Genomic DNA, 19,576 nt, shown 5'->3' with positions numbered 1-19,576 from the left:
TCGGTCGAGGAGGTCGTCACCATGTCCGAGTGGTCCGTCGCGGAGCCCAGGAAGCTCACCTTCGACGAGTCCGTGAGCCGACTCCACGTACGCATCGTCAGCGGCACAGTGAACGTGGTGGGCACCGACGAAGGTTCCGCCCGCCTGGAGGTCTCCGAGATCGAGGGGCCACCCCTGATCGTGACCCACCGGGACGGCGTGCTCACGGTGGCCTATGAGGACCTGCCCTGGAAGGGCTTCCTCAAGTGGCTGGACCGCAAGGGCTGGCGCCGCAGCGTGGTGGTCTCCCTGGCCGTGCCCACCGGCACCCGCGTGGAGGTGGGCGCGGTCAGCGCCGCGGCCGTCGTCTCCGGGCTCGACGGGCCCGCCGAGGTGAAGGGCGTCTCCGGGGACACCACGCTGGTGAGCCTCGCGGGCCCCGTCCGCGCGGACACCGTCTCGGGGAATGTGGAGGCGCAGGCCCTCAGCGGAGACCTGCGCTTCAACTCCGTCTCGGGCGACCTGACGGTGGTGGAGGCGGGCTCCTCCGTGCGGGCCGACTCGGTGAGCGGCTCGATGATCGTCGACCTGGACCCGTCCGGCGGGCCCACCGACATCAGCCTGAACAGCGTCTCGGGCGAGATCGCCATCCGGCTGCCCCAGCCGGCCGACGCCCGGGTCGAGGCGAACACGGCCAGCGGCACGGTCTCCAGCGCCTTCGAGGACCTCCGTGTGGGCGGGCAGTGGGGCGCCAAGCGCATCACCGGCCGGCTCGGGGCGGGCAACGGGCGGCTGAAGGCCACCACGGTCTCCGGCTCCATCGCGCTGCTCCGCCGTCCGACGACGGGGGACGCGCCGTGGGAGCGGGAGCCGCAGGACACCGGTCCGGCGGACGAAGCGCCGGACGACTCGGGGGACAATTCCGCTGCCGTCCGGGACCACGGCGACACCGCCGCCCCGACGGACGGCACGACCGACAAGAAGGTGCTCTGACATGCCCCCCGTCTTCGCCCACGGCCGCCTGCGCCTCTACCTCCTCAAGCTCCTGGACGAGGCCCCGCGCCACGGCTACGAGGTGATCCGCCTCCTCGAAGAGCGCTTCCAGGGCCTCTACGCCCCGTCGGCGGGCACGGTGTACCCGCGCCTGGCCAAGCTGGAGGCGGAGGGCCTGGTCACCCACACCACCGAGGGCGGCCGCAAGGTGTACGCCATCACGGACGCCGGCCGCGCCGAGCTGGCCGACCGCAGCGGCGAGCTGGCCGACCTGGAGCTGGAGATCCGGGAGTCGGTCGCCGAGCTGGCCGCCGAGATCCGGGCCGACGTGCGGGGCGCGGCCGGGGATCTGCGGCGGGAGATGCGGGCCGCGGCCACCGCGGCCCGCCGGGGCACCGCCTCCGGGGCGCACGACGACGGGAGCGACTCCGCCGGCGGTGCCGGGGACACCGACGAGAAGGAGTCCTGGCGGGCCGCCAAGGAGGAGATGCGGCGGGTCAAGCAGGAGTGGAAGGAGCAGGCCCGCCGCGCCAAGGACGAGAGCCGCCGCGCCCGCGACGAGGCCCAGCGCGCCCGGCGCCAGGCCAAGGAGGCCCAGGAGCGGGCCCGGGCCCAGGCGCAGGAAGAGGTCCAGCGCATCGCCCAGCGCGTGCAGGAACAGGTGCAGGACCACTTCTCGCGGGGCGACTGGCCGACGGGGCTGCGCGAGGGCCTGAGCGAACTGGCCAAGGAGGTCGGCGACTTCGGAAAGGACTTCGGGAAGGAGTTCGGCAAGGACTGGGGCTTCGGCCGCACCGACACCGCAGGCACCGCCCACCGGCCCGAGTACTCCGCCACCCCCGAGGACTTCCCCGCCGCATACGCCCCGACCTGGGCCCATGAGGACGCCGCGGACTCCACCGGTGACCCGGCCCGCGACCTGGACCGGCTGCTCGACCGTTTCCGGGACGACATCCGTGACGCCGCCCGGGACCACGGCGTCACGGCCGACCAGCTCCGCGACGCCCGCCGCCACCTGTCGGCCGCCGCGGCGCACATCGGGGCGACCCTGCGGGCACCGAAGGCCTGAGCCCGACGGGGCGCGGCGCACCCGGTCCTCCACCGGGGGCGCCGCGCCCGCCACCGGGACCCCGCGCCCCCGGTCAGGCGCAGGCCTCGCCTGTCCCGTCGCCCAGCACCCTGGTCAGCGACTCGTGGGTCACCCCGTGGTCGGCGAGCACCTCGGCGGGCACACCCGGGCGGAGGGTCAGGGCGAGGAGGATGTGCTCGTCCCCGATGTGCCGGTCGCGCCGGGCGACGGCGACCCGCAGCGCCTTCTCCAGGACCTCCTTGGCGCCCCGGCCGAAGGCGCGGCGCCCGGACCACCGGCTCTTGCCCTTCCCGTCGCCGGACATCGCCCCGACGCCATGGGCCTCCTCCACGCGGGCGACGATCTCCCCGACGTCGATCCCCAGACCGGCGAGGGCCTCGGTGTCGGCCTGCGACAGACCGGCTCGGCGCCGCGCCTCCCGCAGCGCGCGGCGTACCGCGTCCCGCTGCTCGCCGACACCCAGTGCCGCCAGCGCGAAGGAGGCGCGGCTGCCTTCCCGGTCCAGCAGGGCGAGCAGCAGCTGCTCGGCCTCGACGGTCTGCGCCCGCGCCTCTTCGGCGTGTTCGACCGCGCCCTGCACCACCGCCCGGGCGTCCTTCGTGAATCGCTCGAACATCAATGCCTCCCGTACTTCTTGTGCACGGCCTGCCTGCTGACCCCGAGTTCCGTGGCGATCTCCTGCCACGACCACCCGTGTTGGCGCGCGCTGCGCACCTGCACCGCCTCCAGCTGCTCCACCAGCCTCCGCAGTGCGGCGACGGCGCGCAGCCCGATCCGGGGGTCGCGGTCACCCGCCCGCGTGGCGAGATCCGTTGCTTCGCTCATACTGTCAACTTAAGTTGACAATCCCTCCACGTCAACCCTGGTTGACACGATCGGAGGAGAGCGGCACACGCGAACGGCGGGCCCGGAGAACCGGACCCGCCGCCTGGAGGAAGGTGTCAGGAGTTGCTGAGCACGATCTTGCCGAACTGTCCGCCGGAGGCCATCCGCTCGAAGCCCTCACGGGCCCGGTCCATCGGAAGCACCTCGTCGATGACCGGACGCACCCCCGTGGCGGCGCAGAAGGACAGCAGGTCCTCCAGCTCGTCCTTGGTGCCCATGGTGGAGCCGACGACCTTGAGCTCCAGGAAGAAGATCCGGGTCAGCTCGGCGTGGGAGGGCCGGTCGCCGCTGGTGGCACCGGAGATGACCAGCGTGCCGCCCGGCCGCAGCGACTTGATCGAGTGCGACCAGGTGGCGGCGCCCACGGTCTCGATGACGGCGTCCACCCGCTGCGGCAGCCGCGCGCCCGGCTCGACGGCCTCGACGGCGCCCAGCTCCAGGGCCCGCTTCCGCTTCGCCTCGTCCCGGCTGGTCGCGAACACCCGCAGCCCCGCCGCCCTGCCGAGCACGATCGCGGCCGTGGCGACCCCGCCGCCGGCGCCCTGGACCAGTACGGAGTCACCGGGACGCACCCCGGCGTTGGTGAACAGCATCCGGTACGCCGTCAGCCAGGCGGTCGGCAGACAGGCGGCCTCCTCGAAGGAGAGCTCCTTCGGCTTGGGCAGGATGTTCCAGGCCGGCACGGCGACCTGCGCGGCGAACGTCCCCGGGTAGCGCTCGGTGAGGATGGAGCGGGGCTCCTTGGGGCCGACCCCGTGGCCGGTCTGGCCGATCACGGAGTGCAGGACGACCTCGTTGCCGTCCGCGTCGATCCCGGCGGCGTCGCAGCCGAGGATCATCGGCAGCCGGTCCTCGGGCAGGCCGACGCCGCGCAGGGACCACAGGTCGTGGTGGTTGAGGGAGGCGGCCCTGACATCGACGACACTCCAGCCGGGGCGGGCCTCGGGAGCCGGAAGCTCTCCCAACTCCAGGCCGGTCAGCGGCTGGTCGCGGTCGATTCGGGCGGCGTAGACAGCGAACATGACCTTGACGATAGGTTCCACGCCCGCCGTCCGAAACCGGGCGGCCGTGTGACACGCGCCCTCTTGTCACCCCGCCTCAGGTGCCGCGGACGGCGAACGGCCCCGTCCACCACGGACGGGGCCGTTCGCCACACACACGCGTCACACCGTCACCGGCGCGCGACGCCCTCCGCCCGGGCCGCGGCCGCCACCGCCGCCGTCACGGCCGGCGCCACGCGCTCGTCGAAGGGCGAGGGGATGACGTAGTCCGCGGCGAGGTCGTCGCCCACCACGGAGGCCAGCGCCTCGGCCGCCGCGAGCTTCATGCCCTCGGTGATCCGCGAGGCCCGCACCTGGAGCGCGCCCGCGAAGATGCCGGGGAACGCCAGGACGTTGTTGATCTGGTTCGGGAAGTCCGAGCGCCCCGTCGCGACGACCGCCGCGTACTTGTGGGCGACCTCCGGGTGCACCTCGGGGTTCGGGTTGGCCATCGCGAAGACGAACGCGCCCTCGGCCATCGAGGCCACCGCCGGCTCCGGCACCGTACCGCCGGAGACGCCGATGAAGACGTCGGCGCCCGACAGGGCCGCCTCCAGCGAGCCGGACAGTCCGCCCTTGTTGGTGAAGCCGGCCAGCTCCCGCTTGACCGGGGTCAGGTCGTCCCGGTCGGCCGAGACGACGCCCTTGCGGTCGGCGACCGCGACGTCCCCGATACCGGCCTCCACCAGCATCCTGGCGATCGCGACCCCGGCCGCGCCGGCCCCGGAGATGACCGCCCGCAGTTCGCCGAGCGGGCGCCCGCTGAGCCGCGCCGCGTTGCGCAGCGCGGCCAGCGTCACGACCGCCGTGCCGTGCTGGTCGTCGTGGAAGACCGGGATGTCCAGGCGCTCCTGGAGCTTGCGCTCGATCTCGAAGCACCGCGGCGCCGAGATGTCCTCCAGGTTGACGCCGCCGAAGGAGGGCGCGAGCCGCACCACGGTCTCGACGATCTCGTCGGCGTCCGTGCAGTCCAGGGCGATCGGGACCGCGTCCACGCCGCCGAACTGCTTGAAGAGGATCGCCTTCCCCTCCATCACCGGAAGGGAGGCCTCGGGCCCGATGTCACCGAGTCCCAGCACCGCCGTACCGTCCGTCACGACCGCGACGACCGACGACTTCCAGGTGTAGTCGTGGACGAGGTCGGGCTGCTCGGCGATCGCGCTGCACACTTTCGCGACGCCGGGCGTGTACGCCAGGGACAGGTCGTCCTTGTCGCGGACCGGCACGGTGGCCTGCACGGCCATCTTGCCGCCGCGGTGCAGCGCGAACGCGGGGTCGAAGGAGTCGAGCGGCTCGGCGCCCGCCTCCCGCTCCGCACTGGCGTCGCTGTCGCTGCGAGGATTGACGATCTCCGCTGCCACTTTGTCTTACCCCTTAAGAGTTCATGGTTTGAGGGTTTGTCCACTCCTGGTGAGGAATGGGCGGGCACCGCGCAGGAAGATGGCTGTACGGGCCACATGGGCCCCTGCGCGACGGGCGCGCCGCACACGCGCCCTGAGCCCCTGATGAGGGGTGTAAAGAACCTTCTTACCCGACGGACGCCTCCCGCGACGAGTCCGATAAGCGCAAGCTCACATGTCGGACCCCGAACGCCGCATGTCGGTGACATGGCTCATAGCCAGGGTTCCGGACAACCTCCGGGCGCCCCTTGACAGACCCGCGGGCCACACCTTCAACAGCCCCGCTCGCCCGCGATCCATACCGGGATAACGAGAAATTCCGCAGATCTTCCGGCTGGAAGGGCAGATTCCCGTAAAGGTTCGGTCGTGATGTACCGACCTGGTGCGGTTCGGGGGGTGACCCGTTATCCGATTTTGACATGACGGCCCCCCTGAATGGCCGAGTCCGAATGGCAAGATGCCGTAATCACACGAGGTCGCGGCACTCGAAGGTGTGTGCTCTCGTCGACCCACGGCGGCCGGTCCCCCGGCCGGCGTCCCGTCCCATCGGAACTCCACCGCCCCCATCGGCAACTCCCTCATCCGCCGGAGGAACCCACCATGACCGCACGCTCCACCCGTCGTACGACCGCCGTGCACTCCCGGCTAGCAGCGGTCGGTGCGATCGCGGTCGCCGGCGCCCTGCTGCTCACCGGATGCGGCGACCAGACCGAGAGCGGCGACTCCGGCAGCAGCGACAACCAGTCCTCGAGCGGTGCTCCGCTGGCCGACAAGCTGCCGCAGTCGATCCGCGACAAGGGCACCGTCAAGGTCGGCTCCGACATCGCGTACGCCCCGGTCGAGTTCAAGGACGACTCCGGCAAGACGGTCGGTATCGACCCCGACCTCGCGGACGCCCTGGGCAAGCAGCTCGGCGTGAAGTTCGAGTTCGAGAACGGCACCTTCGACACCCTGATCACCGGCCTGCGCTCCAAGCGGTACGACATCGCCATGTCCGCGATGACCGACACCAAGAACCGCCAGGAGGGCATCGACGCCGACACCGGCAAGAAGGTCGGCCAGGGCGTCGACTTCGTCGACTACTTCACCGCCGGTGTCTCGATCTACACCAAGAAGGGCGACGACCAGGGCATCAAGACCTGGTCCGACCTGTGCGGCAAGAAGCTCGTGCTCCAGCGCGGCACGGTCTCCGAGGACCTCGCCAAGGCCGAGAACGAGAAGTGTCCGGCCGGCAAGAAGATCTCCATGGAGGCCTTCGACAACGACCAGCAGGCCCAGACCCGCCTGCGTGCGGGCGGCGCGGCCGCCGGCTCCTCCGACTTCCCGGTCGCGGCGTACGCGGTGAAGACCTCCGGCGGCGGCAAGGACTTCCAGCTCGTCGGCGAGCAGGTCGAGGCCGCCCCGTACGGCATCGCGGTCGCCAAGAACAACACGCAGCTGCGGGACGCCCTGAAGGCGGCGCTGGACGCGGTGATCGCGAACGGCGAGTACAAGAAGATCATGGAGAAGTGGGGCGTGGCGGAAGGCGCCGTCACGGAGGCCACCATCAACGGCGGCAAGTGACCGCGCGGCGGGCACTGAAAGGCATCATCCGTGACTGTTGACATAGACAAGACGGCGGGCGGCCCCGCCGACACCCCGCCGGCCGGGCCGGAGGCCATCAAGGCCATCCCGGTCCGGCACTACGGGCGGTACGTCTCCGCGGTCGTCGCGATCGCGCTGCTGGCCGCGGTCGTCTACGCGTTCTCCCAGGGCAAGATCAACTGGGGTGCGATCCCGGACTACTTCTTCGACGACCGCATCCTGACGGGCATGGGCAAGACGCTCCTGATCACCGTCCTGGCGATGCTGATCGGCGTCGTCGGCGGCATCCTGCTCGCCGTGATGCGGCTGTCGAAGAACCCGGTGACCTCGTCCATCTCGTGGTTCTACATCTGGTTCTTCCGCGGCACGCCCGTCCTGGTGCAGCTGGTCGTCTGGTTCAACCTCGGCCTGGTCTTCGAGTACATCAACCTCGGGCCGTTCTACCGCGACGAGTGGTCGGACTTCATGACGCCGTTCCTGACGGCGCTGCTGGGTCTGGGGCTGAACGAGGCCGCGTACATGGCGGAGATCTGCCGGGCCGGTCTGCTCGCGGTCGACGAGGGCCAGACCGAGGCGGCGCACGCGCTCGGCATGAGCCACGCCAAGACGCTGCGCCGGATCGTGGTTCCGCAGGCGATGCGCGTGATCGTGCCGCCCACGGGCAACGAGGTCATCAACATGCTGAAGACGACCTCGCTGGTGTCGGTCGTCCAGTACGCCGAGTTGTTCCGGGTCGCCCAGGACATCGGCCAGACCTCCGGCGCCCCGGCCGAGATGCTGTTCCTGGCGGCGGCCTGGTACCTGCTGCTGACCTCGCTCTTCAGCGTGGGGCAGTACTACCTGGAGCGCTACTACGCGCGCGGCTCCAGCCGCAGCCTGCCGGCGACCCCGATGCAGAAGATCAGGGCGAACCTGCTGTCCCTGTCGAACCGCTCCCGCACGACAGGAGGTGCCGCATGACCGCCATGGTCAAGGCCGAGGGCGTCCACAAGTCCTTCGGTCCCGTGGAGGTGCTCAAGGGCATCGACCTGGAGGTGAAGTCCGGCGAGGTGTTCTGCCTCATCGGCCCCTCGGGCTCCGGCAAGTCGACCTTCCTGCGCTGCATCAACCACCTGGAGAAGATCAACGCCGGACGGCTGTACGTCGACGGCGAGCTGGTCGGCTACCGCCAGAAGGGTGACAAGCTCTACGAGCTGAAGGACAGTGAGGTCGCCGTCAAGCGCCGCGACATCGGCATGGTCTTCCAGCGCTTCAACCTGTTCCCGCACATGACCGCGCTGGAGAACGTCATGGAGGCGCCGATCCAGGTCAAGGGCATGAGCAAGGCCCAGGCCAGGGACCGCGCACGCGGGCTCCTGGAGCGCGTGGGCCTGGGCGACAAGGCCGGCAACTACCCCTCGCAGCTCTCCGGCGGCCAGCAGCAGCGGGTCGCGATCGCGCGGGCCCTGGCGATGGACCCGAAGCTGATGCTGTTCGACGAGCCGACCTCGGCGCTGGACCCGGAGCTGGTCGGCGACGTCCTCGACGTCATGCGCGACCTCGCCGAGTCCGGCATGACGATGGTCGTCGTCACCCACGAGATGGGCTTCGCCCGCGAGGTCGGCGACAGCCTGGTCTTCATGGACGACGGCGTGGTGGTCGAGTCGGGCAACCCGCGCGACGTCCTGACCGACCCGCAGCACGAACGGACGAAGGCGTTCCTGTCCAAGGTGCTCTGACTCCGACGGCACGAATGCCGAGGGGGGTGGTGCGGGATTCCCGCATCACCCCCCTCGGCGTTGGCCTACTTCACCGCGAGCAGCAACGTGTCCGAGGGCGAGCACCACACCGGCCGCGCCTCGCCGAAGCCCTTCTCGCGCAGCACGCGCGCGTGCCACGCCGCCGAGGGCATCTCGCCGTCGGCGTGCTCCCCGTAGATCTCGAAGCGGCGCGCCGTGGGCCCGGCGAGCACCGGGTCCTTGGCGGCGAGCTGCCACCACTCGGACCAGTCGAGCGCGCCCTCGCCCTTGGCGGCGTCCATCTGCGCGTGCCGCTGGGCGCGCTCCGCCGCGTTGATCCGGGGCGTCGTGTCGTCGATCATGTGGTCCGCGTTCATGAAGACACCACCGTCGCGGACCAGCCCCGCGACCCGACCGTAGAGATCCGCGAGGGGTTCGGCGTGGAACCAGTGCAGGGCCGTGGCGGTCAGGACGGCGTCGTACGAGTCGTACGGCAGCTTCGCCGGCCAGTCGGGGTCCTTGAGGTCGGCGGTGACGAAGGAGACCCGCTCGTCGCCCGCGAAGGTGCCCTCGGCGATGGCGAGGAGCGCGGGGTCGAGGTCCACGCCCGTGCTGGTGGCCTGCGGGAACCGGGCGAGCAGCCGGGCCGAGATGGTGCCGGTGCCGCAGGCCAGGTCGAGCACGCGCGGTGCGGGACCGACGAGCGCCTCGACCATGTCGAGCATGATCCGGAAACGGTCCTCGCGGTCCGGCATGTACCACTCCTGCTGCCGGTCCCAGCTCTGCTGCCATGCCTGCCAGTCGGCACCGGGTGTGGTGGTAGTGGTGGTGTCCGCGTCCGTCATCGGGTCCCTCCGTGCCTGCGTGACGTAATACCCTAGAAGCACGATCAGCTGTTACTCGACCGCAGGCACGACCATAGAGCCCCTTCGTAAGGACTACAAGTGGAACTGGCCTATTACTCGGATTACGCCGTGCGTCTCGTCAACACCGAGGAACCGTCGCGGGGGCAGGACTCCCTGACCTCGGTGGAGGCCGTCCGTGCGCTCTTCGGCGCAAACCAGTCGGCGGCCCGGCGCGCGACCGACGCCGACGTGACGCGGTTCCGCTCGGTCCGGGGACGGCTGCGCTCGGTCTTCGAGGCGGCCGACGGAGGCGACGAGACCCTCGCCGTGGACCTGCTGAACTCACTGCTCCTGGAGTTCCCGGTGAGCCCGCAGATCTCCGGCCACGACCACCGCGCCGACGACGGCAGCCCGCTGTGGCACATGCACCTGGCGGACCACCCCTCCAACGCGACCGCCGGTTTCGCGGCCATCGCGGCGATGGGCCTGGCCTTCCACCTCACCGAGTACGGCGTGGACCGGCTGGGCCTGTGCGAGGCGGCCCCCTGCCGCAACGCCTACCTGGACACCTCCACCAACCGCTCCCGGCGCTACTGCTCCGACCGCTGCGCCACCCGCGCCAACGTGGCGGCCTACCGCGCCCGCAAGCGCCTGGAGGCGGACCGGTCGGCCAGCACCGGCCTGACCGCCGACAGCACCCAGCGGACCACGGCGAACGGCGAGCGCTGACCCGCCCGCGGCGGCCGGTAGCGCAGCCGGACCCTGCCGAGCACGAGGTCCTGCGGCACGACCCCGTAGTCGGTGCTGTCCCCGCCCGCGAACGCGTTGTCCCCGAGCACCCACCAGCCGGCCCCGCGCCGTTCGGCCGCCCGCTTGACCACGAGCAGGTCCTGCTGGAAGGGGTGCCGCAGCACGACCACGTCACCCGGCCGGACCCGCGCCCCCCAGTGCACGAGCAGCACGTCCCCGTGGTGCAGCGTGGGCACCATCGACGGCCCGGTCACCTCGGCCGGCCCGAAGGGCAACGCCCCTCTGGCGCGCTCGGTCTCCTGCGACAGTTGCTCCGGCATCACCCGGCACCTCCCCGGTCTTTCCTCCACCAGTCTCAGTCTCACCCCGGACTTTTGTCCTAAGCCCACGGGGGCACCCGCGAAATCGGGTCTCCCAGGGAGTAATGTCCCCCCTGAGAAGACGATCACGAGGAAGGAACGCTTCATGCTTTCCCGCCTGTTTGCCCCCAAGGTCACGGTCAGCGCCCACTGCGACCTGCCCTGCGGCGTGTACGACCCGGCCCAGGCCCGCATCGAGGCGGAGTCGGTGAAGGCCGTCCAGGAGAAGATGGCCGGCAACGACGACCCGCACTTCCAGACGCGTGCCACGGTCATCAAGGAGCAGCGCGCCGAGCTCGCGAAGCACCACGTTTCCGTGCTGTGGAGCGACTACTTCAAGCCCCCGCACTTCGAGAAGTACCCGGAGCTGCACCAGCTGGTCAACGACACCCTCAAGGCCCTGTCGACCGCCAAGGGTTCGAAGGACCCGGCGACCGGCCAGAAGGCCCTGGACTACATCGCCCAGATCGACAAGATCTTCTGGGAGACCAAGAAGGCCTGACGACCCGTCTGCTTTCGGGCCCGCGATCGGTGCACCATCGCAGGCCGCAGGACAGCCCGAAGGGGCCCGGCCGACATCCTGGCCGGGCCCCTTCGGCGTTGTCGTTGTCAGGGGTTCTCCGTGACCGTCTCCGAGGAGCGCTCCGCGGTCCCGGGCCGCGCCTCGGGTTCGGTGCCCCGGGCGTCCTGCTCGGGGCCTGCCTCGCACCTCGGGTTGCGGCACGGGCCGGGCACCCATGCCGGGACCCACGCGCCCAGCGTCTTGTGCCGCCGGACGACCGCTTCGACCGGCTGTCCGCAAACGGGACAGACATACGTGTCGCTGTCCATACCCCCAGGTTAGAACGCGCGACGGCTCAGCGCTTCCTGTGGTACGTCCGCACCACGACACCGTTGCCGAAGGTCCGCACCGAGTCCGGCACGAACTCGGAGACCTCGAAGCCGGACCGGAACATGGGCATGCCGGTCCCGAGAACCACCGGGTAGGTCTTGACGACCAGCTCGTCGACCTCGTCGACCAGCTCGCCGGCGACGGCGGCTCCGCCGCACAGGTAGATGTCGAGGGCGCCGTCCTCGGCCTTCAGCTCACGCACCCTGCCGACCAGGTCCGTCGAGATGATCTCGACATTCGGGTCGGGCGACGTGGTGAGCGTGCGCGAGGCGACGTACTCGCGCAGGTGCGCGTAGGGGCTGGTGACGCCCTCCTTGAGTGCCAGGTCGTAGCTGGCCCGGCCCTGAATGATCGTGTCGAACCGCTTGTTCGGCAGATCGTCGATGCCCAACGGCCGGCGGCCGTGCGTCGGCAGCGTCTCCGGATACTCCGCCTTCAGGAACCCGAAGAACTCCTCGTCGACGAACGGGACCATGAACGACGCGTCGCCGTCCGGGCCGCCGATGAAGCCGTCGATGGAGCAGGCGACGAAGTACGTGAGTTTGCGCAAACCGGTCTCCTTCGTTTTGACCACTACGCTCACAGTACTCCATGTGTAGTTGTTTGGGCAGTCGATTGTCACCGCGTCCGCGGCTCGCGCCACATCGGCCACATCCGGGGGCCGTCCGGCAGGTCCAGGGCCCCGCCGGTGAACTCGAAGCCGAGGCGTTCGTACAGCACCCTGCCGCGGTCACTGCTCGCCTCGAGGTAGGCGGGCAGCCCTTCGCGGTCGCAGCGGTCGAGGACGCTCTCGATCAGCGCGGTACCCAGCCCCTCGCCCTGCCGGTCGGGGGCCACGCCGATCATCCAGAGGTACTCGTGGGCCCGGCCGGAGGGGTGGATGCCGTCCGTGAGCCGGGCTATCAGCTCGACGCGCTCGTTCTCCGGGTCGACGGCCTCGCGCACCTGTGCGGGGCCGTCCTCGACGCCCTCCTCGGACCCGTCGTCGGCCGGCTCGGCACCCGCGTGCCCGTCCGCGGGGACGGGCAGCCACAGCGCGCAGGCCGCGCCGTCCTCGGTGAGATCGATCCGCCCGTCGGCGAACACGGCGTCGGCGAACGCGGCCACGAGCCGGTGGTGGGTCCGGCGGCGGTACTCCTTGCCCGGAAAGACCCAGCTGCTCACCGGGTCGTCCTGGAAGGCCTCGTCCAGCAGCCGGACGACCCGTTCCCGGTCGTCCTCCCCCGCCCTCCGGATCACCACACCCATGTCCCGCCCCTTCGACTCAACATCGCTCGCGCGTACGGCGGTTGAGCCTAGCCCTGTCCGGCGGGATCCGAGGCGGGTGCGTACGTCACCGCGACCGCACACGGAAGGGGGCGGGCCCCGCACACCGTGGGGAAGTGCGGGACCCGCCGGACCGGAGCCGTCGGCGGTGCGGCCGTACGTCGGTCAGGTGCCGTACGGCCCTGCACGGGCTCCGGGGTCTTGCACGGCCGGCCCGGCGATCCGCGGTCGCCGGGTCGGCCGGGGTGGCCGGGTGGCCGCGGTGGCCGGGTGACCGTCAGGTGCTGCGCCGGGTCACGAACTCGGCCAGCGCGAGCAGTCCGCCCGCCGCCTCCGGCTCCGGCACGGCACGGGCCAGCTCCTGCATGGCTCTCGCCATCCGGTCGGCCGCCTGGGCCTGCGCCCAGTCCCGGCCACCGGCCCGCTCCACTGCCAGAGCGGTGCGCTCCAGGTCCTCCCTGTCCTCGTCGTACGGTGCCGCGTACAGCTCGGCGAGTTCGGCGGCGGCCGGGGTGCCGGAGGTGAGGGCGGCGACCACCGGCAGGGACTTCTTGCGGGCGGCCAGGTCCGCACCGGCCGGCTTGCCGGTGTGGCGCGGGTCGCCCCATATGCCGATGACGTCGTCGATGAGCTGGAAGGCCAGCCCGGCCTCACGGCCGAAGGCGTCCAGGGCCTCGACGTCCTCCGCGGCGGCACCGGCGTACAGCGCGCCGAGGGCACAGGCGCATCCCAGCAGGGCGCCCGTCTTGGCCTCGGCCATGGCGAGCGTCTCGTCGAGGGTGACCTCGCCCGGCGGGCGCCGTTCCATGGCCGTGTCCGCGTGCTGGCCCTCGCACAGCTCCATGACGCAGTCGGCGAGCCGGACGGCCGCCGCCGCGGACGCCGGGTGCGGGTCCGCCGCGAGCAGCCGCAGGGCGAGCGCCTGAAGGGCGTCCCCGGCGAGGATCGCGTCGGCGTCGCCGAACACGGTCCACGCGGTCGGCCGATGACGCCTGGTGGCGTCCCGGTCCATCACGTCGTCGTGCAGCAGGGTGAAGTTGTGGACCAGCTCCACCGCCGCCGCGGCCCGGCCGGCCGCCGCCCTGGCCCCGGACCCGCCGAGCGCGGTCGCCGCCGTGAGGACCAGCGCGGGACGGATCGCCTTGCCCGCGTTACCCGCCGCGGGCGTGCCGTCCGCGTGCTGCCAGCCGAAGTGGTAGAGCGCGACGCGGCGCATCGAGTCGGGCAGCGACGCGATGGCGGAGCGCAGTTCGGGGTCGACCGACGCCCGGGACTCCCTCAGGAGCGCCGCCGCCTCGTGCCCTTCGGACACCGCCCGCCCCTGCCCGGCGGACGTCCCCCCCGGCTCTTCGTTCCGCTGCGTGCCGATGGGCCCGTGCCTTTCCGGCGTTGCGGTGGAGCGACGCGTCGCGGTGGTGCCGCGCCGTGTCTCCGTCATGGACTCACCTTCCCCATGGGCCCGTCCGTACCCCCGGGGTGTACCCGCCCGGGAGGGCGGGAACACGACGTTCGGGAGACTGACGTCACCGCCAGCGGCCGATCTCGACGTTCTCCAGGACGCCGAGCGCGTCCGGTACGAGGACCGCGGCCGAGTAGTAGGCCGTGACCAGGTACTTGATGACGGCCTGTTCATTGATGCCCATGAAGCGCACCGACAGACTCGGCTCGATCTCGTCGGGGATGCCGGTGGCCCGCAGACCGATGACGCCCTGGTCCTGCTCGCCGGTACGCATCGCGATGATCGAGGTCGTACGGGCGTCGGTGACCGGGATCTTGTTGCACGGGTAGATGGGCACACCGCGCCAGGTCGGGATGCGGTTGCCGGCGATGTCGATCGTCTCGGGGACGAGGCCGCGCTTGTTCAGCTCGCGGCCGATGGCGGCGATGGCGCGGGGGTGGGCGAGGAGCAGCTTGGTGCCGCGCCGGCGGCTCAGCAGTTCGTCCAGGTCGTCCGGGCCGGGCGCCCCGTCGTGGGGCTGGATGCGCTGGTCGTACTCGCAGTTGTGCAGCAGGCCGAACTCTCGGTTGTTGACGAGCTCGTGCTCCTGACGCTCCTTCAGCGCCTCGACCGTCAGCCTGATCTGCTGCTCGGTCTGGTTCATCGGCTGGTTGTACAGGTCGGCCACGCGCGAGTGGATGCGCAGCACGGTCTGGGCGACGCTCAGTTCGTACTCACGGGGCCGGGCCTCGTAGTCGACGAAGGTGTGCGGGATGTCCGGCTCGCCGCTGTGGCCGGCCGCGAGGTCGATCGCCTTCTCGCCGTGCTTGTTGGTGTTCTGCTCCGGCAGCGCGCGCCGCTCCTCAAGGTGCGTGCGCAGGGACTCGGCGCGCTCCGCGACCTGCTCCACCTCCTGGCGGGGCAGCACGAGCACCGTGCAGCCGGTGACCGCGCGGGCGGTGTACTCCCAGATCGCGTCCCCGTCGAGCAGCGCCTGGTCGCCGAAGTACGCCCCGTCGGCGAGGACGCCGAGCACCGCGTCGTCGCCGTACGGACCTGTGCCGATCTTCTCGACCCTGCCGTGCGCCAGCAGGTAGACCTCGTCGGCCCGGCCGCCGAAGGAGGCGATGACCTCTCCGGGGCCGAACTCCCGCTGCTCACAGCGTTGCGCGAGCTCCGAGAGGACCTCGTCGTCCTCGTACGACCGCAGGGCCGGCAACTCGCCCAGCTCCGCGGGGATGACCTCGACGCGGTCGCCGGTCTTCACGAACGTCACGCGGCCGTCGCCGACGGCGAAGGTCAGACGCCGGTTCACCCGGTACGTGCCGCCCTGGACGTCCACCCAGGGGAGCGAGCGCAGCAGCCAGCGCGAACTGATCTCCTGCATCTGAGGAACGGACTTGGTGGTGGTGGCCAGGTTCCGCGCGGCCGCCGTGCCGAGGCTCTGCTGCGGCCTGGTCTGCTCGGTGCGGACCTCTTCGCCTACCGACATAAGGAATTGCCCTCCCGGTCATGCCGGGCGATTGCGCCCGGCATCGATGTGCGTGGACCAGCCTTCCTCACGGAGCGTGCCGGTGCTATTACACGAAAGAGCGGGAATGGATCACGTGTGGCCGGGGCAGATATGGGGGCTTGTTCAGCGTCTCGGCGACTTGTCCGGTCCCCGTCGGGGCGGTCGGCGCGATGAGATTGTCCGAAACGACTCGCACACGGACCGAACAAGTAATGGAAGGCGCTCCGTTTCGGTACAAGCACCGTACGAGGCGGTCGCGTCCGGCGGTCGTCGCGCAGCGTGAAGGAGTCGGCCGTGGCCTCACCCATGTCCGCGAGCAGTTTCCTCAAGGCCCTGAAGGCGGAGGGCGTCACCGTCGTCGAGGTCGGCGACTGGCGGGACCACAACCGCAACCACAAGGGCCCCTGGGGGCCCGTGCACGGCGTGATGATCCACCACACGGTGACCAAGGGCAGCGCGCGGACCGTGGACATCTGCCGCAAGGGCTACGAGGGTCTGCCCGGCCCCCTGTGCCACGGGGTCGTCACCAAGGACGGCAAGGTCCACCTGGTCGGGTACGGCAGGGCCAACCACGCCGGGCTCGGCGACGACGACGTCCTGCGCGCGGTGATCGCGGAGAAGGCGCTGCCCCGCGACAACGAGGCGAACACCGACGGCAACCGGCACTTCTACGGCTTCGAGTGCGAGAACCTCGGCGACGGCGACGATCCCTGGCCGGCGGCCCAGCTGGAGGCGATCGAGCGGGTCGCCGCGGCGGTGTGCCGCCACCACGGGTGGAACGAACGGTCGGTCATCGGGCATCTGGAGTGGCAGCCGGGGAAGGTCGATCCGCGGGGGTTCACGATGGCGTCGATGCGCGAGCGGATCCGGGACCGCCTGAAGTGACGTGGCCGCTGCGGGCGGCGGCGTGACAATGGCGGGGTGACCGCCACCGACCCCCGCGACCTCGCCGACCTGCGGCCCCGCCTGCCCTCTCCTTTGCAGGAGGTGGTCGACGGACGCTTCGAGCGGCACGGTGTCCGGTTGCTGCTCAAGCGGGACGACCTGATCCACCCCGCGTTGGTCGGCAACAAATGGCGCAAACTGGCGCCGAATCTCGCCATGGTCGGCGGGCGTACCGTCGTCACGTTCGGCGGCGCCTACTCCAACCACCTGCGCGCCGCGGCCGCCGCCGGGCGCCTGCTCGGGCTCTCCACGGTGGGCGTGGTGCGCGGGCAGGAACTGGCCGGCCTGCCGCTCAACCCCTCTCTGGCCCGGTGCGCCGCCGACGGCATGCGGCTCCATTTCGTCGACCGCTCGACGTATCGCCGCAAGGCCGAACCGGAGACCCTGGCGGCCCTCCTGCGGGCCGTGGACGCCGGGCCCGCCGGGGACGCCGTCGTCATCCCCGAGGGGGGCAGCAACGCGGAGGCCGTCCGCGGCTGCCGTGCCCTGGGCGCGGAACTGGGCGAGCACGCCGACGTGGCCGCCCTCGCCTGCGGCACCGGTGGCACGCTCGCCGGACTGGCCGCCGGACTGCCCCGGGGGCGGCGCACGCTCGGGATACCCGTGCTCAAGGGCGGCTTCCTCACCGAGGACATACGGCGGCTCCAGGACCGTGCGTTCGGCGGGCCGAGCGGCACCTGGAGCCTCGACGACCGCTTCCATTTCGGCGGCTACGCCCGCACCAGCCCCCGGCTGGACGCCTTCGCCGAGGACTTCGAACGCCGCCACGGCCTGCCCGTGGAGCGCGTGTACGTCGCCAAGATGCTGTACGCCCTGCTCGCTCTCACCCGGGAGGGCGCCTTCCCGCGCGGGACGACCCTGGCGGCGGTCGTCACCGGGCGGCCGTTTCCCTGAGCGGGCGGGGCCGGCGGCCCGGCGGGCGGGACGGGCCGCCGCTGCGACGCGCGCTCGCGCGCCCCGCTCAGGTCGTCTCCCGGTACGCGGCCGCCTCCTCCAGGTCCAGTCGGCGCAGCAGTGTCCGGAGCATCTCGTCGTCGATGTAGCGGCCGTCCCGCAGCCGGACGAAGACGTCGCGCTCGGCGCTGATCATCTCCCGGGAGAGCCGCCGGTAGGTGTCGTCGACGGTCTCGCCGGTGACGGGATTGACCTGCCCGAGCCGTTCCCACACGGCGTTGCGGCGGCGCTCCAGGACCATGCGGAGGCGGTCGGCGAGCGGACCCGGCAGGGCGTTGCGCTCGTCGGTGAGCAGGTCGTCCAGGCGCTGCTCCGCGGCCCGTGACGCCTGCGCCTGGGCGTTGGCCTCCGCCAGCGTCTCGGCCTGGACGTCGTGCGCGGGGAACTTCAGCAGGCGGATCAGCGGCGGCAGGCTGACGCCCTGGACGACCAGCGTGCCGATGACCGTGGTGAAGGTGAGGAACAGGATGAGGTTGCGCTCGGGAAAGGGCTCACCGCCGTGCACGGTGAGCGGGATGGAGAAGGCGATGGCCAGCGAGACCACGCCCCGCATCCCGGCCCAGCCGATCACGAACGGCCCCTTCCAGGAGAGGTCGCCCTCGCGCGCGCGGACGCGTGCCGACAGCCTGGGCAGGAAGGTCGCCGGGTACACCCACACGAACCTCGCCACGGCGACGACCAGGAAGAGGGCGAGGGCGTACCAGGCGGCCTCGACGCCCTCGTACTCCCCCAGGCCCTTGAGGACGACGGGCAGCTGGAGTCCGATGAGGGCGAACACGGCCGACTCCAGGACGAACGCGACCATCTTCCACACCGCCTCCTCCTGGAGCCGGGTGGCGAAATCGACCTCCCACGCGCGGTGGCCGAGGTAGAGCGCGACGACGACCACCGCGAGCACCCCGGAGGCGTGCACCTGCTCGGCGACCGCGTAGGCGACGAAGGGGATCAGCAGCGAGAGCGTGTTCTGCAGCAGCGCCTCTCTCAGGTGGGTGCGCAGCCAGTGGAGCGGCACCATCAGCACCAGCCCGACGCCGACGCCGCCCACCGCCGCGATCAGGAACTCGCCGATCCCGCCGGCCCAGGTCGCGCCCTCGCCGACGGCAGCCGCGAGCGCCACCTTGAAGGCGGTGATCGCGGTGGCGTCGTTCACCAGGGACTCGCCCTGGAGGATCGTGGTGATCCGGGAGGGCAGCCCCACCCGGCGTGCCACCGCCGTGGCGGCGACGGCGTCCGGGGGCGCGACCACCGCGCCGAGCACCAGGGCGGCGGTCAACGGCAGGCCCGGCACGATGAGGTAGGCGGCGCAGCCGACGACGAAGGTGGCGAAGAGCACGTAGCCCACGGACAGCAGAGCCACCGGGCGGGTCTGCGCCCGCAGGTCCAGGTAGGAGCTGTCGGAGGCCGCCGTGTACAGCAGCGGGGGCAGCAGCAGCGGCAGGACGACGTGCGGGTCGAGCGTGTAGTCGGGCACGCCGGGGACATAGCCCACCACCAGGCCCACCGCGACCAGCAGCAGGGGCACCGGCACCGGTACGCGCCGTCCCGCCGCGGCGACCGCGGCACTGCCCGCGACCAGCAGCAGCAGCGGCATCACGTCCATCGTCCTCGCCCGCCCTCGTTTTCCGCGCGGTGATCCGCACACCCGTCGTAACCTGGCAATCATGAAACAGTGCACGCACGCCGACGCGCTGCCGCACCCGGAACCCGAACCGTGCGGCGAGACCTGTCCCGAGTGTCTGGCCGAGGGCACGGACCCGGTGCAGCTGAGGCTGTGCCTCGTCTGCGGTCACGTCGGCTGCTGCGACTCCTCGCCGAGGCAGCACGCGACAGCGCATTACAAGGAGACCGGACATCCGGTGATGCGCACCTTCGAGCCCGGGGAGAGCTGGCGCTGGTGCTTCGTCGACCACGTCCTCGTGTGACCT

General features: G+C 71.4%; 22 protein-coding genes. 10 read left to right on the top strand and 12 right to left on the bottom strand.

The features are described 5' to 3' along the window. Positions 1–21: 21 nt before the first annotated feature. On the top strand, positions 22–972 hold the full coding sequence (locus tag ACGH7X_RS26270) for a DUF4097 family beta strand repeat-containing protein (RefSeq protein ID WP_399897366.1): 951 nt from the start codon (positions 22–24) through the stop codon (positions 970–972). Position 973: 1 nt separating this feature from the next. Then, positions 974–2,041: a helix-turn-helix transcriptional regulator gene (locus ACGH7X_RS26265; protein WP_399888739.1), complete on the top strand. Its 1,068-nt coding sequence runs from the start codon at positions 974–976 to the stop codon at positions 2,039–2,041. A gap of 73 nt (positions 2,042–2,114) precedes the next feature. Here the strand turns inward: ACGH7X_RS26265 and ACGH7X_RS26260 are convergent, their stop codons facing one another. The 4 genes from ACGH7X_RS26260 to ACGH7X_RS26245 all read right to left on the bottom strand — a co-directional run bounded on the left by ACGH7X_RS26260 (position 2,115) and on the right by ACGH7X_RS26245 (position 5,348). Then, positions 2,115–2,678, bottom strand: a complete 564-nt coding sequence (locus tag ACGH7X_RS26260) for a Clp protease N-terminal domain-containing protein (protein ID WP_399888736.1) — start codon at positions 2,676–2,678, stop codon at positions 2,115–2,117. Continuing rightward, a complete protein-coding gene (locus ACGH7X_RS26255) occupies positions 2,678–2,887 on the bottom strand; it encodes a helix-turn-helix domain-containing protein (RefSeq protein WP_399888732.1) in 210 nt (69 codons plus the stop codon). The genes ACGH7X_RS26260 and ACGH7X_RS26255 overlap by 1 nt, the downstream gene beginning before the upstream one ends. A 116-nt stretch (positions 2,888–3,003) precedes the next feature. Next, a complete protein-coding gene (locus ACGH7X_RS26250; protein WP_399888729.1) occupies positions 3,004–3,969 on the bottom strand; it encodes a zinc-binding dehydrogenase in 966 nt (321 codons plus the stop codon). A gap of 149 nt (positions 3,970–4,118) precedes the next feature. After that, positions 4,119–5,348, bottom strand: coding sequence for an NADP-dependent malic enzyme (locus ACGH7X_RS26245; protein WP_399888726.1), 1,230 nt, complete (start codon positions 5,346–5,348; stop codon positions 4,119–4,121). A gap of 639 nt (positions 5,349–5,987) precedes the next feature. On the opposite strand from ACGH7X_RS26245, the gene ACGH7X_RS26240 reads away from it, so the two are divergent. From ACGH7X_RS26240 to ACGH7X_RS26230, 3 genes are read left to right on the top strand one after another with little or no spacing between them, the layout of a single operon-like run. After that, complete coding sequence (locus ACGH7X_RS26240; RefSeq protein WP_399888723.1) at positions 5,988–6,950, top strand: ABC transporter substrate-binding protein; 963 nt, start codon at positions 5,988–5,990, stop codon at positions 6,948–6,950. Between the two features lie 30 nt (positions 6,951–6,980). Continuing rightward, a complete protein-coding gene (locus ACGH7X_RS26235) occupies positions 6,981–7,931 on the top strand; it encodes an amino acid ABC transporter permease (protein WP_399888720.1) in 951 nt (316 codons plus the stop codon). Next, positions 7,928–8,689, top strand: coding sequence for an amino acid ABC transporter ATP-binding protein (locus ACGH7X_RS26230; RefSeq protein ID WP_399888717.1), 762 nt, complete (start codon positions 7,928–7,930; stop codon positions 8,687–8,689). The genes ACGH7X_RS26235 and ACGH7X_RS26230 overlap by 4 nt, the downstream gene beginning before the upstream one ends. A gap of 65 nt (positions 8,690–8,754) precedes the next feature. Here ACGH7X_RS26230 and ACGH7X_RS26225 read toward each other — a convergent pair whose 3' ends face one another. Beyond that, a complete protein-coding gene (locus tag ACGH7X_RS26225) occupies positions 8,755–9,534 on the bottom strand; it encodes a class I SAM-dependent methyltransferase (protein WP_399888714.1) in 780 nt (259 codons plus the stop codon). Positions 9,535–9,633: 99 nt separating this feature from the next. Between ACGH7X_RS26225 and ACGH7X_RS26220 the strand changes: the two genes are divergently transcribed. Further along, on the top strand, positions 9,634–10,263 hold the full coding sequence (locus ACGH7X_RS26220) for a CGNR zinc finger domain-containing protein (protein WP_399888711.1): 630 nt from the start codon (positions 9,634–9,636) through the stop codon (positions 10,261–10,263). Here the strand turns inward: ACGH7X_RS26220 and sodX are convergent. Beyond that, entirely contained in the window at positions 10,167–10,604 is a 438-nt protein-coding gene (gene sodX / locus ACGH7X_RS26215; RefSeq protein WP_399888708.1) for a nickel-type superoxide dismutase maturation protease, read from the bottom strand. The two genes, ACGH7X_RS26220 and sodX, sit on opposite strands and share 97 nt — an antisense overlap. A gap of 145 nt (positions 10,605–10,749) precedes the next feature. On the opposite strand from sodX, the gene sodN reads away from it, so the two are divergent. Further along, positions 10,750–11,145, top strand: a complete 396-nt coding sequence (sodN, locus tag ACGH7X_RS26210; RefSeq protein ID WP_217167611.1) for a superoxide dismutase, Ni — start codon at positions 10,750–10,752, stop codon at positions 11,143–11,145. A 107-nt stretch (positions 11,146–11,252) separates the two neighbouring features. Here sodN and ACGH7X_RS26205 read toward each other — a convergent pair whose 3' ends face one another. The 5 genes from ACGH7X_RS26205 to ACGH7X_RS26185 all read right to left on the bottom strand — a co-directional run bounded on the left by ACGH7X_RS26205 (position 11,253) and on the right by ACGH7X_RS26185 (position 15,731). Continuing rightward, on the bottom strand, positions 11,253–11,474 hold the full coding sequence (locus ACGH7X_RS26205) for a hypothetical protein (RefSeq protein ID WP_399888704.1): 222 nt from the start codon (positions 11,472–11,474) through the stop codon (positions 11,253–11,255). Between the two features lie 26 nt (positions 11,475–11,500). Then, positions 11,501–12,085, bottom strand: coding sequence for a dihydrofolate reductase family protein (locus ACGH7X_RS26200; RefSeq protein ID WP_399888701.1), 585 nt, complete (start codon positions 12,083–12,085; stop codon positions 11,501–11,503). Between the two features lie 68 nt (positions 12,086–12,153). Further along, positions 12,154–12,783, bottom strand: coding sequence for a GNAT family N-acetyltransferase (locus ACGH7X_RS26195; protein WP_399888698.1), 630 nt, complete (start codon positions 12,781–12,783; stop codon positions 12,154–12,156). 295 nt (positions 12,784–13,078) lie between these two features. Beyond that, positions 13,079–14,239: a family 2 encapsulin nanocompartment cargo protein polyprenyl transferase gene (locus ACGH7X_RS26190; protein ID WP_399888695.1), complete on the bottom strand. Its 1,161-nt coding sequence runs from the start codon at positions 14,237–14,239 to the stop codon at positions 13,079–13,081. A gap of 85 nt (positions 14,240–14,324) precedes the next feature. After that, positions 14,325–15,731 carry a family 2B encapsulin nanocompartment shell protein gene (locus ACGH7X_RS26185; protein ID WP_399888692.1) on the bottom strand — a complete coding sequence of 469 codons (1,407 nt, stop codon included), beginning with the start codon at positions 15,729–15,731 and terminating at the stop codon, positions 14,325–14,327. Positions 15,732–16,058: 327 nt separating this feature from the next. Here ACGH7X_RS26185 and ACGH7X_RS26180 point away from each other — a divergent pair, with 327 nt between their 5' ends. Together ACGH7X_RS26180 and ACGH7X_RS26175 are read left to right on the top strand one after the other, a co-directional pair. Then, entirely contained in the window at positions 16,059–16,637 is a 579-nt protein-coding gene (locus tag ACGH7X_RS26180) for an N-acetylmuramoyl-L-alanine amidase (RefSeq protein ID WP_399897363.1), read from the top strand. 36 nt (positions 16,638–16,673) lie between these two features. Next, entirely contained in the window at positions 16,674–17,591 is a 918-nt protein-coding gene (locus tag ACGH7X_RS26175; protein WP_399888689.1) for a 1-aminocyclopropane-1-carboxylate deaminase/D-cysteine desulfhydrase, read from the top strand. A 67-nt stretch (positions 17,592–17,658) separates the two neighbouring features. Here the strand turns inward: ACGH7X_RS26175 and ACGH7X_RS26170 are convergent, their stop codons facing one another. Beyond that, entirely contained in the window at positions 17,659–19,251 is a 1,593-nt protein-coding gene (locus ACGH7X_RS26170; protein ID WP_399888686.1) for a Na+/H+ antiporter, read from the bottom strand. Between the two features lie 61 nt (positions 19,252–19,312). On the opposite strand from ACGH7X_RS26170, the gene ACGH7X_RS26165 reads away from it, so the two are divergent. Further along, entirely contained in the window at positions 19,313–19,573 is a 261-nt protein-coding gene (locus ACGH7X_RS26165) for a UBP-type zinc finger domain-containing protein (protein ID WP_399888683.1), read from the top strand. Positions 19,574–19,576 lie beyond the last annotated feature (3 nt).

This window comes from Streptomyces sp. BBFR51 (assembly GCF_044591655.1).
Classification (GTDB): Bacteria; Actinomycetota; Actinomycetes; order Streptomycetales; family Streptomycetaceae; genus Streptomyces.
Note: the sequence above shows the minus strand (reverse complement) of the source record. Positions and strands in the feature narration are given on the sequence as shown.

What these genes read in the sequence shown, in the direction of transcription:
- ACGH7X_RS26230 (WP_399888717.1), top strand. Translation starts at nt 7,928, where the DNA reads ATGACCGCCATGGTCAAGGCCGAGGGCGTCCACAAGTCCTTCGGTCCC.
- sodN (WP_217167611.1), top strand. Translation starts at nt 10,750, where the DNA reads ATGCTTTCCCGCCTGTTTGCCCCCAAGGTCACGGTCAGCGCCCACTGC.
- ACGH7X_RS26165 (WP_399888683.1), top strand. Translation starts at nt 19,313, where the DNA reads ATGAAACAGTGCACGCACGCCGACGCGCTGCCGCACCCGGAACCCGAA.
- ACGH7X_RS26240 (WP_399888723.1), top strand. Translation starts at nt 5,988, where the DNA reads ATGACCGCACGCTCCACCCGTCGTACGACCGCCGTGCACTCCCGGCTA.
- sodX (WP_399888708.1), bottom strand. Translation starts at nt 10,604, where the DNA reads ATGCCGGAGCAACTGTCGCAGGAGACCGAGCGCGCCAGAGGGGCGTTG.
- ACGH7X_RS26205 (WP_399888704.1), bottom strand. Translation starts at nt 11,474, where the DNA reads ATGGACAGCGACACGTATGTCTGTCCCGTTTGCGGACAGCCGGTCGAA.
- ACGH7X_RS26185 (WP_399888692.1), bottom strand. Translation starts at nt 15,731, where the DNA reads ATGTCGGTAGGCGAAGAGGTCCGCACCGAGCAGACCAGGCCGCAGCAG.
- ACGH7X_RS26260 (WP_399888736.1), bottom strand. Translation starts at nt 2,678, where the DNA reads ATGTTCGAGCGATTCACGAAGGACGCCCGGGCGGTGGTGCAGGGCGCG.
- ACGH7X_RS26190 (WP_399888695.1), bottom strand. Translation starts at nt 14,239, where the DNA reads ATGACGGAGACACGGCGCGGCACCACCGCGACGCGTCGCTCCACCGCA.
- ACGH7X_RS26195 (WP_399888698.1), bottom strand. Translation starts at nt 12,783, where the DNA reads ATGGGTGTGGTGATCCGGAGGGCGGGGGAGGACGACCGGGAACGGGTC.
- ACGH7X_RS26225 (WP_399888714.1), bottom strand. Translation starts at nt 9,534, where the DNA reads ATGACGGACGCGGACACCACCACTACCACCACACCCGGTGCCGACTGG.
- ACGH7X_RS26265 (WP_399888739.1), top strand. Translation starts at nt 974, where the DNA reads ATGCCCCCCGTCTTCGCCCACGGCCGCCTGCGCCTCTACCTCCTCAAG.
- ACGH7X_RS26180 (WP_399897363.1), top strand. Translation starts at nt 16,059, where the DNA reads ATGTCCGCGAGCAGTTTCCTCAAGGCCCTGAAGGCGGAGGGCGTCACC.
- ACGH7X_RS26270 (WP_399897366.1), top strand. Translation starts at nt 22, where the DNA reads ATGTCCGAGTGGTCCGTCGCGGAGCCCAGGAAGCTCACCTTCGACGAG.
- ACGH7X_RS26250 (WP_399888729.1), bottom strand. Translation starts at nt 3,969, where the DNA reads ATGTTCGCTGTCTACGCCGCCCGAATCGACCGCGACCAGCCGCTGACC.
- ACGH7X_RS26170 (WP_399888686.1), bottom strand. Translation starts at nt 19,251, where the DNA reads ATGGACGTGATGCCGCTGCTGCTGCTGGTCGCGGGCAGTGCCGCGGTC.
- ACGH7X_RS26255 (WP_399888732.1), bottom strand. Translation starts at nt 2,887, where the DNA reads ATGAGCGAAGCAACGGATCTCGCCACGCGGGCGGGTGACCGCGACCCC.